A 14,116-nucleotide genomic window follows, 5' to 3' on the forward strand; every position below is an offset into this window, starting at 1 on the left:
CATGAAACGATCAACCCTCATCCCGTTCCGTCTTCCGTTCGCCGCGATCCTGGCGACGGGCGTCATGCTCGCCAGCGCCGGCGCTTCGGCGCAGCAGCAGACCGAACCCGAAGAACAGAAAGGCGCGCAGCAGGGCGATTCGAGCCAGCCCGTCAACGACACCTGGATCACCACCAAGGTCAAGACCGAACTGCTGGCCGCCGAGGACGTCTCCGGCCTGGACATCAAGGTCGAAACCACCAATGGCGAAGTGAAGCTGTCCGGTCGCGTCGACAACCAGGCCCAGATCGACAAGGCCGTCGCGGTCGCCCGCAAGGTGAAGGGTGTCGGCAAGGTGGACAGCAGCGGCCTGAGCGTCGGCGCGAAGTAACGCAGGCAGCCGGGAACATGCGTGCCGGCGACCATCGCCGGCGATACGCGAAGCGGTGTGGCACGAAGCGGGTGCATTCCAGCGCAGGATGCACCCGCTTCTTTTTTTGCAGGATGTGTCGTTTCGCGCGTGGCAAGCGATTGTCACGCGCCGGATACGGCGGAGCAGGGTCGGGCGAGGAGCGGGCCGTCAGTCCTGCAGCAGATCCAGCAGCGCCTTGCGCTTGCGCGCGTCCAGGCCATCCAGCAATCGCAGCAGGCGACGGTCCCCGGCCACGCGATAGGGTCCGCGTGTTTCGGCCACGCCGGCGCGACGGGATCCTTCGCCGGTCTCCAGCCAATACGCATCCACGCCCAGCACATGCGCCAGGGATCCGATCTTGGAGGTGCGCTTGCTGGTGCCGCGTTCCAGCGCGGAGTAACTCGGTTGGGTGATGCCCACGGCCTGCGCGATCTGTTCCTGTGACATGCCGATCGCGGCACGCGCCTGCATGAGCCGTTGAGCGAGGGACGGGCTGGCTTTGACCATGCGCATACGCTAACCGCCGCGCCCGTTTGCAGGCAAACAGGCTTGTCTATCAATCGCGCATATGCAAGGCTCTCTAACGAGCGCGATACGGGATTTTATCGTGTGCTTTTTCACTTTGAATGCGCGCTCGCGATGCAGGGAAGATCGAGGGGAACGATGATGCGGCCAGGTGACGAACAGGACGGCGATGCCGGCTATCACCTTCCGGAAGACGCGCAACTGCAATTGCAGCAGGTGCGTGACCAGCTCGAAATGATGGCGGCGATGGTGATGCCGGGGCAGCGTCGCGATGACGCGCGCGATGCTTTGTGCCTGCAACCTTCCGCGCTGGCGCACTGCTTCCGTCAGCTCGCGCGCGAAATGACCGACGCGCTCGGCGCCGTGCGCTGGCGGGGTTGAAATAAGCGGGGCCGGGTCCACCCGACCCGGCCCCACGCCGTCCCTGACATCACCGGCTCCGCCGATGGCTTTTCCCTGTGCATTCAGCGCTGCACGAGCGTGGTGTTGCTTTCCGCCCGCGGCGCGGGATCACCGATCTCGCGCTTGACCGTGGCCAGCGCCGGATCCACATCCGGTTCGCCCCAGCCGCCCAGCGACTTGTACACCGCCACCACGCCCACGTTGACGCCGGCTTCCGCCTGGGCGAGCGCGTCGTCGGCCGCCAGTTGCGTACGCTGCGCATCGAGCAGGGTGAGGAAGTCCGACGCGCCGGCCCGATAGCGGGCCTCCGCCAGTTCGGCGGCGCGCCGCGCGGCGGTGGCCTGCTCGTTCACGCGCAGCAACTGGGTCTGCCGCTTGGCGTAGCCCAGCAGGGCGTTCTCGGTGTCTTCCAGTGCGCCGAGCACGGCCTTCTCGTACTCCGCCACCGCGCCGTCGTTCTGCGCCTGCACCGCACGCAGGCGAGCGCGCACGCTGCCGAGATCGAACGCCGCCCAGCTGATCGACGGGGTGACCGACCAGGCCTTGTTGTCGCCGTTGATCAGGCCGCTGAAATCGCCGGCGAGGAAGCCGACGAAACCGCGGATGCTGACCCGCGGAAACAGATCCGCGGTGGCCACGCCGACGCGCGCGGTGGCCGAGGCCAGCCGGCGTTCGGCCGCGCGCACGTCCGGACGCTGGCGCAGCAGGGTGCTGGTGTCGCCGATCGGCAGCACTTTCACCAACGCCGGCGTTTCGCGCGGGGCCAGCGCGGCGTCGAGGGTGCCGGGCCGGCGACCGGTCAGCACTTCGATGCGATGGCGCGATTGCGCTTCGGCGGTTTCCAGCACCGGCAGGGTGGCCTCGATCGCCTTCATCCGCGCCAGGCTGCTCTGCACTTCCAGTTCGGTGCCGGCGCCGAGTTGCCAGCGCGACTCGGTCAGGCGCTGGGTCTCGCCCAGGTTGCCCAGGGTCTTGCGGGCCACGTCCAGGCGCTTCTGCGCGCCGCGCAGTTCGAAGTAGTTGCGGGCCACTTCCGCGGCGACGCTGACCTGCATGGCGGTCATGTCGTTGCGCTGCGCCTGCAGATCCGCGTGCGCGGCTTCGGCGGAGCGGCGCAGGCGACCGAACAGATCCAGTTCCCACGCGGCATCGAAACCGACGCTGTCGGTCTCGGTTTCCACCCGGCCCTGATCGGCGACAGGCTGCTTGCTGCGGGTCTGTTCGGCGCCGAGCTGCACGTGCGGAGCGAGATCCAGCCGGCGCTCGCTGAACACCGCGCGCGCCTCCTGCACCCGGGCCGCGGCGATCCACAGATCGGGGTTGGCCGCGAGCGCGTCGGCGATCAACTGGTCAAGGGTGGCGTCCTCGAACTGCGACCACCAGTTGGCGACCGGACGGACGTCGGTGAACGCGGCTTCGCTGGCGCTGGGCAGCGTGGCCGGCGCCAGTTCCGGCGCGCGGTAGTCCGGGCCGACGGTCGCGCAGGCGGCGAGCAGCGCCGAGGCGATGCCGACGACAAGGGTACGGATCACCATGGCAGCACCTGTCCCTGATAGAAGAAGCCGCCCTGCGGGCCGTTGTCGTCAATCAGCGCCAGGGCGACGCTGGTGCGGGCGCCATCGGCGATTTCCAGTTCGCCCTCGCCGGCGTTCATGTCGGTCTTCACGTAGCCGGGATGGATGGTGTTGACCTTGATCCGGCTGTCGCGCAGTTCGTAGGCCAACTGCACGGTCCACGCGTTCACCGCGCTCTTGGATACGTTGTAGGCCGGCACCTTGAAGTCGTAGATGGGCGAGGACGGATCCGCGTTCAGCGCCACCGAACCGAGGATGCTGGATACGTTGACGATGCGACCGGACGAGGACCTGTGCAGCAATGGCAGGAACGCCTGGGTCACCGCGATCAGGCCGAACACGTTGGTGTCGAAGGTCTTGCGCCAGGTCGCGGCGGTCTGCTCGGAGACCTTCTTGCCGATTTCGTCGACCAGGATGCCGGCATTGTTGACCAGGATGTCGAGACGGCCGTGGCGCGCCTCGACGGTGCCGACGGCCTCGGCGATGCTCGCGTCATCGGTGACGTCGAGCGTGATCGCTTCCACCGGCAGGCCTTCGGCCTGCAGCTTGAGCGCGGCCTCGACCGCCTTGGTGCGGTCGCGGCCGGCCAGCAGCGTGTGCACGCCGGCCTCGGCCAGCTGGCGCACGGTGTGCAGGCCGATGCCGCGGGTGGCGCCGGTGACGAGGGCGATGCGGGAAGTGTCTTGCATGGGATTCTCCAGGGAAATGGGGGAGGGAGAAACGAACCAGAGGACGAAAGGGAGTGCTTACGGGTGCGCTTCACCGGTCGCGTGCGCCGGGGCGTGCGAGACCAGCGGGCGATGCGCGAGCTTGCGCAGCGCCACGTAGAACACCGGCGTCAGGAACAGGCCGAACAGGGTCACGCCCAGCATGCCGGCGAACACGGTGATGCCGGTGACCGAGCGGACTTCCGCGCCCGCGCCGGTCGACAGCACCAGCGGCACGGTGCCGGCGATGAACGCCACCGAGGTCATGACGATCGGGCGCAGGCGCAGGCGGCAGGCTTCCAGCGCCGACTCGACGATGCTCTTGCCCTGCAGTTCCAGCTCGCGGGCGAACTCGACGATCAGGATCGCGTTCTTGCACGCCAGGCCCATCAGCACCACCAGGCCCACCTGCACGAACACGTTGTTGTCGCCGTTGGTCAGCCACACGCCCAGCAGCGCCGACAGCAGCGTCATCGGCACGATCAGGATCACCGCCAGCGGCAGGGTCCAGCTTTCGTACAGCGCCGCCAGCACCAGGAAGGCCAGCATCACCGCCAGCGGGAACACCACCAGCGCGGCCTTGCCCTGGGTCGCCTGCTGGTAGCTCAGGTCGCTCCAGTCGATGCCCATGCCGGTCGGCAGGACCTTCTCGGCCAGTTCGGTGACCTTGGCCATCGCCTCGCCGGACGACAGCACGCGCGGATCGGCATCACCCAGCAGGTCGGCGGCCGGATAGCCGTTGAAGCGGATCACCGGGTCGGGGCCGTAGGTCTGCTTGATGTTGACCATGCTGCCGACCGGCACCATCTCGCCGTTGGCGTTGCGGGTGCGCAGGTTGGCGATGTCCTCGACGTTGTCGCGGAACTGGCCGTCGGCCTGGGCGATCACCTGCCAGGTGCGGCCGAACATGTTGAAGTCGTTGACGTAGGCCGAACCCAGGTAGGTCTGCAGGGTGTCGAACAGCTCGGTCAGCGGCACGCCCTGTGCCTTGGCCTTCACGCGGTCGACCTCGGCGTCCAGCTGCGGCACGTTGGCCTGGTAGCTGCTGATCGGGAAGCCCATGCCCGGCGTCTGCGCCGCCGCGCCCTGGAACGCCTGCACCGCGTTCTGCAGTTCGCCGTAGCCCAGGCGGGTGCGATCCTCGACGAACAGCGACCAGCCCGAACCGTTGCCCAGGCCCTGGATGGGCGGCGGCATCAGCGCGAAGGTGAAGCCTTCCTGGATGTTGGAGAACTTCTGGTTCAGCTCGGCGGTGATCTGCTCGGCGCTGTTCTTGCGTTCACCGAACGGCTTGAGGTTGAAGAACACCACGCCGCTGTTGGGGGTGTTGGTGAACTGCAGCGGGTTCAGGCCGGGGAACGCGATTTCGTCCTGCACGCCTTCCACTTCCATCGCCATCTTGGCCATCTTCTTCAGCACCGCGTCGGTGCGCTCGATGGACGCGCCTTCCGGCATCTTCACGCCGGCGATGATGTACAGCTTGTCCTGCAGCGGGATGAAGCCCGCCGGCACCGCCTTGAACATCACGCCCGCGCCCAGCAGCAGCAGCGCGTACACCGCGAACACCGCGCCACGACGGCCCAGCGCGCGCGAGACCGCGCCTTCATAACGCTCGGAACTGCGCTTGAAGAAACGGTTGAACGGACGGAACAGCCAGCCGAACAGGCGATCGATGATCCGCGCCGGGGCGTCCTTGGGCGCGCCGTGCGGCTTCAGCAGCTTGGCGGCCAGCGCCGGCGACAGGGTCAGCGAGTTGATCGCCGAGATCACGGTGGAGATGGCGATGGTGACCGCGAACTGCTTGTAGAACTGGCCGGTCACGCCGGTCAGGAACGCCATCGGCACGAACACCGCACACAACACCAGCGCGATCGCGATGATCGGGCCGGACACTTCCTTCATCGCCAGGTGCGCGGCCTGCAGCGGCGTCGCGCCTTCCTCGATGTGGCGCTCGACGTTCTCCACCACCACGATGGCGTCGTCGACCACGATGCCGATCGCCAGCACCAGGCCGAACAGGGTCAGGGTATTGATCGAGTAGCCGAGCAGGTAGAGCACCGCGAAGGTGCCGACCACCGACACCGGCACCGCCAGCAGCGGGATGATCGAGGCGCGCCAGGTCTGCAGGAACAGGATCACCACCAGCACCACCAGCAGGGTGGCTTCCAGCAGGGTCGTGATCACCGACTTGATTGAATCGCGCACGAACACCGTGGTGTCGTACACCGAGGTGATCTCCACGCCCGGCGGCAGCTTCTTGCGGATCTCGGCCATCTTCTCGACGACCGCGTCGCGGATGTCGAGCGCGTTGGCGCCGGGCGCCTGGAAGATGCCCAGCGCGGCGGCGTTCATGCCGTTCAGGCGCGCGCGCAGGGTGTAGTCGCCGGCGGCCAGTTCGATCCGGGCCACGTCCGACAGACGCACGATTTCGCCTTCATTGCCGCTCTTGAGCACGATGTCGCCGAACTCCTCGGCGCTTTCCAGCCGGCCCTTGGCGTTGATCGGCAGCAGGAAGTCGCTGCCGTTGGGCATCGGCTCGGCGCCGAGCTGGCCGGCCGAGACCTGCACGTTCTGCTCGCGCACCGAACGCAGCACGTCGCTGGCGGTCAGGCCGCGCGCGGCGACCTTGTCCGGGTCCAGCCAGATGCGCATGGCGTAATCGCCGCCGCCGAAGGCCTGGGCGTCGCCGACGCCGGTGATGCGCGCCATCTCGTCCTTCACGTGCAGGCGCATGTAGTTGCGCAGGTACAGCGAGTCGTACTTGCCGTCCTTGGACACGAGGTGGACGACCATCAGGAACACGGGCGACTGCTTCTGCGTGGTCACGCCCTGGCGCCGCACGTCCTCGGGCAGGCGTGCCTGCGCCTGGGCGACGCGGTTCTGCACGCGCACCGCGGCTTCGTCCGGATCGGTGCCCGGGCGGAAGGTCACGGTCAACTGCAGCACGCCGTCGGAACCGGCGACGGACTTGATGTACATCATGTCCTCGACGCCGTTGATCGCTTCCTCCAGCGGAGTGGCGACGGTTTCGGCAATGACCTTGGGGTTGGCGCCCGGATAGACCGTGCGCACGACCACCGAGGGCGGCACCACTTCGGGGTATTCGCCGATCGGCAGCATCGGGATCGAGATCAGGCCGGCGGCGAAGATCACGATCGACAACACCGCGGCGAAGATCGGCCGGTCGATGAAGAACTTGGAGAAGTCCATGGGTGGATTTCCTGGAAAATGGGAAAGCAGAGGACTCGCCCCTCCCCCGACGTGGGGGAGGTGGGGAGGGACGGCTCAGGCGTTGCCTAGCCCGCCTCCGGCGGGCGCGGCGGGGATTACTTCATGGCGACGGCATCGGGCTTGGGTGCCTTGTCTTCCGGCTTGGCATCCATCGCGACGACCTTGGCGTTGACCGGCATGCCCGGGAAGAACACCTTCTGCACGCCACTGATGATCACGCGGTCACCGGCGACCAGGCCCTGTTCGACGATGCGCAGGCCCTCTACCATCCGGCCCAGCTTGACGTCGCGGCGCTGCGCCTTGCCTTCCTTGTCGACAACGTAGACGTAGCGGCGATCCTGGTCGGTGAGCACGGCCTTGTCGTCGACCAGCGCGGCCTTGAACTCGCCGCTGCCCAGCAGGCGCACGCGCGCATACAGGCCGGGCGTGAACAGGCGGTCCTTGTTGTCCAGCACCGCGCGGGCGCGGATGGTGCCGGTGCTGCGATCGACCTGGTTGTCCAGGAAGTCGACCGTACCGCTGTAGGGGAAGCCCTGGTCATCGGCCAGCGCGACCTGCACCGGCACCTTGCCGTCACGCTCGCTCGGACGCTCGCCCTTGCGGGCCATCTCGGCGTAGCGCAGGAACGCGCGCTCGTCGGCGTCGAAGTGCACGTGCACCTTGTCCAGCGAGACCAGCGTGGTCAGCACGCTGGCGCTGTCGCCGGCGGTCACCAGGTTGCCGGCGGTCACCAGCGCGCGTCCGGCGCGGCCGTCGATCGGCGCGCGCACCTGGGTCCATTCCAGGTTGAGGCGGGCCGAGTCCACCGCGGCCTGCGCGGCGGCGACATTCGCCTGCGCCTGGGCGGCGGCGGCGCGACGCTGCTCGTACTCTTCGGTGGAGATGGCCTGCAGTTCGGACAGCTTGCGCGCGCGTTCGGCTTCGCTGCGGCCGAGTTCGGCCTGGGTGCGGGCGCGGGCCAATTCGGCCTGCGCGCGCGCCAGGTCGGCGCGGTAGCTGCGTGCGTCGATGGTGAAGAGGACATCGCCCTTCTTCACTTCCTGGCCTTCGGTGTAGTTGACGCGATCGATGTAGCCGGACACGCGCGGACGCAGATCGACGTTCTCGATCGCTTCGATGCGGCCACTGAATTCGTCCCATTGGCTGACCGGCTTGATCAGGACCGGGGCGACGCTGACCGAGGGCGGCGGCGGGGCGCCGGCTTCGCTGGCCTGGCCGCCGCTGCAGCCGGCCAGGATCGCCAGCGACAGCACGCTGGCCGCGCCCAGGGCAAGGAATCGTCGCGTACGCGGAGCGATGTCGATGTAATTGTTCATGGAAGTCTCGTGGGTGGTGGGGAGGGAACAACGGGCGGGAAGCCTAAGACCTGAACTTAAGTTGAGGTCAAGCGGGGGCGGCATCGCCCCAGCGGGAAGCGGGAAAATCGGAAAACAGGGTCCGGGTCGGCGCTTCCGCCAGCTCCTTCGAATAGGAGACGATCGGGAGCGGCTTGCCGTGACGGCTCAGCAGCGACACCGCGTTGCGTCCGACCGCGAGCGCGTTCGGCCATTCGGCGCATGCGTTGACGGCGTTGGCGGGGGTGCAGATCGGTTTGTCCACCGACAGTAGCTGCACCCGCACGCCCATCGCGTGCGCTTCCTCATGCAGCACCTGCGCCATCATCCGCATCGTCGCGCCGGTGACCGAAGCGTGTCCGTAACCGGACCAGCCGCGTTCGGCGAATGGTCCGCCGACCAGGATGTAGTGCGTGGTGCCACCCGACTCGGCCAGCAGCGGCAACAGGTGCCGGGCCGCGGCCAGGTGCGGGATCACGTCCATCTCCAGCTTGTGCCGCAGCACGTCGCTGGACTTGTCCAGCAGGCGCCCCGCTTCCAGCGGACTGGTCAGGCTGGCGAACACCGCGCGCAGCGGTCGGCCGCGCGCGCGGATGTCCCGGGCCAGCCGCGCCGCATCGTCATCGCTGAAGATGCAGCCGCTGTGCATCACTTCCAGCGCCGGCTCGTCGGCGAAACGTTCGACCAGCGCCCGCATGCGCGGTCCTTCGCGGCCGACCGCCAGCACCGGACTGCCGACTTCCAGCAACGCGCCGACCACGCCGGCGCCGACGGTGCCGGCGGCGCCCAGGACCAGTGCCTGCGGATGCGCGACGGCTTTCACGGCCGGCTCCGGCGGGGACCGGTCAGCAGCGCGCTCTGACCGAACGCGCGGGCGCGCACCACGGTCGCGGCGCCGGCCTGCATCCGGCGCGGCACGGTGAACTCCCGGAAACCCGCCACCGGTGGCCGCGGGGACAGGCGCGAACGCGACGCTTCGGTCTGCGTGTCGGCGGACTGTCCCCGGGACCAGCGGCGCCACCAGCCGGCCAACGCACCGAACACGCCGCCGCGCGTGGGGAGGGAAGGAGCGGCGGTGTCGTCCGGGCGGGCGGCCTTCTCCGCGTCGGCGGGGGAGGATTCCGACGTGGGGGAAAGTGTGGAACGAGGGGGCGGGAGACCGATATCCGGATCCTGCGACGTGATTGCCCAATCCTGTGCGGTGACGCGGGACGGGACAGGAGTGGCCAGGTTCAGCCGCAACGGGCGGAAAGCCGCGGGCGCCGGGCGGGGCCCGGAAAGGGGGAGTATCCCGCTCATGGGATGTTTTCTCCCGTTTGCGGGACAATCAGCGGAGCCAGCCAGGTGGAAACCACCGACGGGACAAAATCATGACCTGCGTCACCCATATTCCGGTGGCGGCGGGGGCGCAGCCGGATTTCCACGCCCGGCGCGCGCTGGCCGCGCTCAAAGCCCCGCATGACTGGCGTTTCGGCCAGGCTGCGGGCGGCGACGGGAAGGCGGGTCGGGGCGGACAAGGACATGGGGTAGTCACGGCGATTGGAGCAGGCGGCTACCTTATGCCCACAAAGGGGACTTGATTAGTCCAGATTTAGGGGAATAATCATCCCGCTGGCGGTCCAATCCGGATCCGCCTCCCCGGAGTCACCCCCATGAGCCACGATCTGAACGACACGCTGATCTTCGTCAAGGTGGTCGAGCAGGGCAGTTTCATCGCCGCCGCCAAGACGCTTGGCCTGCCCAAGACCACGGTCAGCCGCAAGGTGCAGGAACTGGAAACGCGCCTGGGCGCGCAACTGCTGCACCGGACCACCCGCAAACTCGGCCTCACCGAAGCGGGCAACATCTACTACGAGCATTGCCAGCGCATCGCGCGCGAACTCAGCGAGGCCGAAAGCGCGGTCAACCAGTTGCAGGGCGGTCCGCGCGGCTGGCTGCGCTTCACCACGCCGTATTCGATCGGCATCGACAAGATCGCGCCGCTGCTGGGCGAATTCCACGCGCAATATCCGGAGATCCGGGTGGAGATGCTGCTGAGCAACGAGCCGCTGGATCTGATCGGCGGCGAGATCGACGTCGCCCTGCGCCTGGGCAACCTGCCCGACTCCAATCTGGTCGCACGCCGGCTGGGCGTGCTGCGCACCCAGGTCTATGCAAGCAAGAACTACCTGGCCCGCTACGGCGAACCGCTGGGCCCGGATGACCTCCAGCACCATCGCGCGCTGGCGATGCCCAAGCACCGGCGTGGCGGCGGCAGCTTCTGCTGGACCCTCAACGACGGCAACCAGGACAAGGATTTCGCGATCAACCCGATCCTGATCGCCAACGATCCGGCCGCGCTGAAAGGCGCGCTGTTGTGCGGCGAGGGCCTGATGGTGGCGGCCGACGTGATGGTCAAACCCTATCTGGAACAGGGCTACGTGCAGCGCGTGCTGGCCGGCTGGACCGGGCCGGAGTTCGAGTTCAACGCGGTGTTCCCGCGTGGCCGGATGATGTCGCCGAAGGTGCGCGCGTTCGTCGACTTCCTGGTCGAGCGGTTGAAGTTCGACATGGACTACATGATGGAGCACTGCCCGGTGTACCTGAAGCAGCAGGCCGAGGCGTGCGCGAGCGCGCTGGCCGAATCGGTTCGCCGCGAGACCGAGGCGGAGGAGGCGGCCGAGATCGCCGCCGGCCGCCGCGTCCTGGCGGAAGTGGTGGACTGAACCCCGCTTCCCGCGTCGTTGTCACGGGACCGGCTAACATGCCGGCCGTGGCGCGATGCGCGCGCCTTGCCGGAGGCGAACGATGAAGACGTGGATGCCCGTGATCGCGGCGCTGTTGCTGGCCGCCTGCAAGCCCGCCGCCGAACCCGTTGATGCTGCCGCTCCCGCAGAGCCGGCGGCGCCCGCGGCGAACGCCGCGCCGGAGCCGATCGCGCAGACCCATGGCGGCGCCGCGGCGCCGACGCCTGCGGCCGCCGGCGAAGCCGACGATCACACCGAGGTCAATCAGCGCATCGGCCAGATGCTGGGCGACGCCGCCCGCTTTGAAACCGCGATCCTGGCGTTCCAGCAGGCCGTCGCGCAGAAGGATGCCGCCACCGTGGCGGCGATGATCGATTTCCCCTTCAAGACCACTGTCGGCGGCAAACCGGCCACCGTCAGGGACGCACCCGAGTTCATTGCCCAATACGGCCGCATCGTCACCCCGGAGATGGCCGACGTGATCGTGCGGCAGCGCTATTCGGAACTGTTCGTCAACTACAAGGGCGTGATGTTCGGCAGTGGCGAGGCCTGGCTCAACGGCATGTGCGTGGACAAGGCGTGCAACTCGTTCAACGTGCGGGTGGTGGCATTGCAGCCGACCCGGTAGTCCTGACGTAGGAGCGACGTAAGTCGCGACCTTTGCGATTCTCCTGCCTGGCATGTGGTCGCGACTCACGTCGCTCCTGCAAGGCGGCATCCGGAACAAGACAGGGCGGCCATGGCCGCCCTGTTTCGTCGCACGGGTGAATCCCGGTCGCGTTACTCCACCTTCACCTCGACCCGCCGCGCCTCGTCGGCGTTGCCGTTGCCCTCGGTCTGCATCGGCTTGTCCAGCGCGATGCGCTCGGCGGGGATGCCGTTCACCACCAGCCACTGCTGGATGGCCTGGGCGCGCTGCTTGGCCAGTTCCTGGTTGGTCGCCAGATCGCCGCTTGCATCGTGGAAGCCGGACACCCGCGCCTTGCTGTCGGGATTGGCGTGCAGGCTGCCCAGCACGCTGGCCAGACGCGCGCTGGTATCGGCCGGCACCACCGCCGAACCGACATCGAAGTACACCTTGGCCAGGTGATCGTTGGTCAACTCGGCGACGTGCATCGATTCGGCCGAATGCGAGGCGGCCGGCGCCGCGCCCGCGCCGCCCTTGAACCAGCCGTCCACCGGCAGCAGCGGCACCAGCAGCAGGGCGACGATGTTGATGATCTTGATCAGCGGATTGATGGCCGGGCCGGCGGTGTCCTTGTAGGGATCGCCGACGGTATCGCCGGTGACCGCGGCCTTGTGCGCGTCGGAACCCTTGCCGCCGTGATGGCCTTCCTCGATGTACTTCTTGGCATTGTCCCAGGCGCCGCCGCCGGTGCACATCGAGATGGCGACGAACAGGCCGGTGACGATCGTGCCCATCAGCAGGCCGCCCAGCGCGGCCGGCCCCAGCAGCAGGCCGACGATGATCGGGATGATCAGCGGCAGCAGCGAGGGCACGATCATTTCGCGGATGGCGGATCGGGTCAGCAGGTCCACCGCCTTGTCGTATTCCGGCTTGCCGGTGCCTTCCATGATGCCCTTGATCTCGCGGAACTGGCGGCGCACCTCCTCCACCACCGCGCCGGCCGAACGGCCCACCGCCTGCATCGCGAACGCGCCGAACAGATAGGGAATCAGGCCGCCGATCAGCAGGCCGACCACCACCTTGGGATCGTTGATCGCGAAACTCACCGCGCCCTCGCCGAACTTCTCGCCCAGCTTGTGCGCGTAGTCGGCGAACAGCACCAGCGCCGCCAGCGCGGCCGAGCCGATGGCGTAGCCCTTGGTCACCGCCTTGGTGGTGTTGCCGACCGCGTCCAGGGCGTCGGTGATCCGGCGGATGTCCGGGCCCAGTTCGCTCATCTCGGCGATGCCGCCGGCGTTGTCGGTGATCGGGCCGTAGGCATCGAGCGCGACCACCATGCCGGCCATCGACAGCATCGCGGTGGCGGCGACCGCCACGCCATACAGGCCACCGATCCAGAAACTGGCGAGGATGGCGATGGCGACCGCGATCACCGGCAGCGCGGTCGACTTCATCGACACCGCCAGGCCGGCGATGATGTTGGTGGCGTGGCCGGTTTCCGAGGCCTTGGCGACCTGCTGCACGGGCGCGTATTCGGTGGCGGTGTAGTACTCGGTGATCACCACCATCGCCGCGGTCAGCACAAGGCCGATCAGCGCGCAGCCGAACAGCGGCATCAGCAGTTCCGCCGCGAACATCGATTTGGTGACGAAGAAGAACGCGATGGCCGCCAGCACGCCGGAGACCGCCAGGCCGCGATACAGCGCGTTCATGATCTTGCCGCCTTCGCGCGCCTTGACGAAGAAGGTGCCGATGACCGAGGCGACGATGGACACCGAACCCAGTACCAGCGGATAGACCACGCCGGCCCAGCCGTAGGTGGCGAAGGAGATGCCGGCGATCAGCATCGCCGCGATCACCGTCACCGCGTAGGTCTCGAACAGGTCGGCGGCCATGCCGGCGCAGTCGCCGACGTTGTCGCCCACGTTGTCGGCGATCACCGCCGGGTTGCGCGGGTCGTCCTCGGGAATGCCGGCTTCCACCTTGCCGACCAGATCCGCGCCGACGTCGGCGCCCTTGGTGAAGATGCCGCCGCCCAGTCGCGCGAAGATCGAAATCAGCGACGCGCCGAAGGCCAGGCCGACCATCGGCTGCAAGGCGGCTTTGATCGCCGCTTCGGTGGGCTGGCCGTTCCAGACCACGATGAAGTAGCCGGCCACGCCCAGCAGGCCCAGTCCGACCACCAGTAGGCCGGTGACCGCGCCGCCGGTGAAGCTGATCTTCAGCGCCTGGTTGAGTCCATGGGTGGCGGCCTCGGCCGTGCGCACGTTGGCGCGCACCGAGACGAACATGCCGATGAAGCCGGCCACGCCCGACAGCAGCGCGCCGATGGCGAAACCGATGGCGGTGGGCCAGCCCAGCGCGGGGACCAGGCCGATGATCAGGAACAGGATGACGCCGACGATCGCGATGGTGGTGTACTGCCGGCGCAAATAGGCGCTTGCGCCTTCCTGCACCGCCGCCGCGATTTCCTGCATGCGCGGATTGCCGGCAGGCCGGGACAGAATCCAGCGTGCCGAGAATATTCCGTAAAGAATTGCCACCGCGGCGCAGACCAGCGACAGCGTCAAACCGTGTTGTTCCAGCATGACCCCTCCC

General features: G+C 67.9%; 12 protein-coding genes and 1 pseudogene. 4 read left to right on the forward strand and 9 right to left on the reverse strand.

Translation table 11 applies throughout. From position 1 onward, the window contains the following. The first annotated feature begins 1 nt into the window (after position 1). Complete coding sequence (locus ACTHN1_RS15745) at positions 2 to 370, forward strand: BON domain-containing protein (protein ID WP_440471884.1); 369 nt, start codon at positions 2 to 4, stop codon at positions 368 to 370. 189 nt (positions 371 to 559) lie between these two features. Here ACTHN1_RS15745 and ACTHN1_RS15750 read toward each other — a convergent pair whose 3' ends face one another. Beyond that, complete coding sequence (locus ACTHN1_RS15750; protein WP_440471885.1) at positions 560 to 904, reverse strand: helix-turn-helix domain-containing protein; 345 nt, start codon at positions 902 to 904, stop codon at positions 560 to 562. 36 nt (positions 905 to 940) lie between these two features. On the opposite strand from ACTHN1_RS15750, the gene ACTHN1_RS15755 reads away from it, so the two are divergent. Next, positions 941 to 1,297 (forward strand): XAC0095 family protein, encoded by a 357-nt coding sequence (locus ACTHN1_RS15755; protein WP_440471886.1) that lies wholly within the window; start codon positions 941 to 943, stop codon positions 1,295 to 1,297. 83 nt (positions 1,298 to 1,380) lie between these two features. Here the strand turns inward: ACTHN1_RS15755 and ACTHN1_RS15760 are convergent, their stop codons facing one another. From ACTHN1_RS15760 to ACTHN1_RS15785, 6 genes are all read right to left on the reverse strand, one after another. Then, positions 1,381 to 2,853, reverse strand: a complete 1,473-nt coding sequence (locus tag ACTHN1_RS15760; protein WP_440471887.1) for an efflux transporter outer membrane subunit — start codon at positions 2,851 to 2,853, stop codon at positions 1,381 to 1,383. Continuing rightward, positions 2,847 to 3,581: an SDR family oxidoreductase gene (locus tag ACTHN1_RS15765; RefSeq protein ID WP_440471888.1), complete on the reverse strand. Its 735-nt coding sequence runs from the start codon at positions 3,579 to 3,581 to the stop codon at positions 2,847 to 2,849. The genes ACTHN1_RS15760 and ACTHN1_RS15765 overlap by 7 nt, the downstream gene beginning before the upstream one ends. Before the next feature lie 57 nt (positions 3,582 to 3,638). Beyond that, on the reverse strand, positions 3,639 to 6,809 hold the full coding sequence (locus ACTHN1_RS15770; protein WP_440471889.1) for an efflux RND transporter permease subunit: 3,171 nt from the start codon (positions 6,807 to 6,809) through the stop codon (positions 3,639 to 3,641). A gap of 116 nt (positions 6,810 to 6,925) precedes the next feature. Continuing rightward, a complete protein-coding gene (locus ACTHN1_RS15775; protein WP_440471890.1) occupies positions 6,926 to 8,146 on the reverse strand; it encodes an efflux RND transporter periplasmic adaptor subunit in 1,221 nt (406 codons plus the stop codon). A 67-nt stretch (positions 8,147 to 8,213) separates the two neighbouring features. After that, positions 8,214 to 8,987 (reverse strand): SDR family NAD(P)-dependent oxidoreductase, encoded by a 774-nt coding sequence (locus ACTHN1_RS15780; RefSeq protein WP_440471891.1) that lies wholly within the window; start codon positions 8,985 to 8,987, stop codon positions 8,214 to 8,216. Continuing rightward, entirely contained in the window at positions 8,984 to 9,208 is a 225-nt protein-coding gene (locus ACTHN1_RS15785; RefSeq protein WP_440471892.1) for a hypothetical protein, read from the reverse strand. Before ACTHN1_RS15785 ends, ACTHN1_RS15780 begins: the two co-directional genes overlap by 4 nt. Before the next feature lie 608 nt (positions 9,209 to 9,816). Here ACTHN1_RS15785 and ACTHN1_RS15790 point away from each other — a divergent pair. Together ACTHN1_RS15790 and ACTHN1_RS15795 are read left to right on the forward strand one after the other, a co-directional pair. Continuing rightward, on the forward strand, positions 9,817 to 10,869 hold the full coding sequence (locus ACTHN1_RS15790) for a LysR substrate-binding domain-containing protein (RefSeq protein ID WP_440471893.1): 1,053 nt from the start codon (positions 9,817 to 9,819) through the stop codon (positions 10,867 to 10,869). Positions 10,870 to 10,951: 82 nt separating this feature from the next. Beyond that, positions 10,952 to 11,518, forward strand: coding sequence for a hypothetical protein (locus tag ACTHN1_RS15795; RefSeq protein ID WP_440471894.1), 567 nt, complete (start codon positions 10,952 to 10,954; stop codon positions 11,516 to 11,518). A gap of 152 nt (positions 11,519 to 11,670) precedes the next feature. Here the strand turns inward: ACTHN1_RS15795 and ACTHN1_RS15800 are convergent, their stop codons facing one another. Together ACTHN1_RS15800 and ACTHN1_RS15805 are read right to left on the reverse strand one after the other, a co-directional pair. Further along, on the reverse strand, positions 11,671 to 12,006 hold the full coding sequence (locus ACTHN1_RS15800; protein WP_440471930.1) for an OmpA family protein: 336 nt from the start codon (positions 12,004 to 12,006) through the stop codon (positions 11,671 to 11,673). A 66-nt stretch (positions 12,007 to 12,072) separates the two neighbouring features. Beyond that, a pseudogene (locus ACTHN1_RS15805) lies at positions 12,073 to 14,106 on the reverse strand (sodium-translocating pyrophosphatase); the annotation flags it as partial. Between the last annotated feature and the right edge of the window lie 10 nt (positions 14,107 to 14,116).

This window comes from Pseudoxanthomonas sp. (genome assembly GCF_051953815.1).
In the GTDB taxonomy this organism is placed as follows: Bacteria; Pseudomonadota; Gammaproteobacteria; order Xanthomonadales; family Xanthomonadaceae; genus Pseudoxanthomonas_A.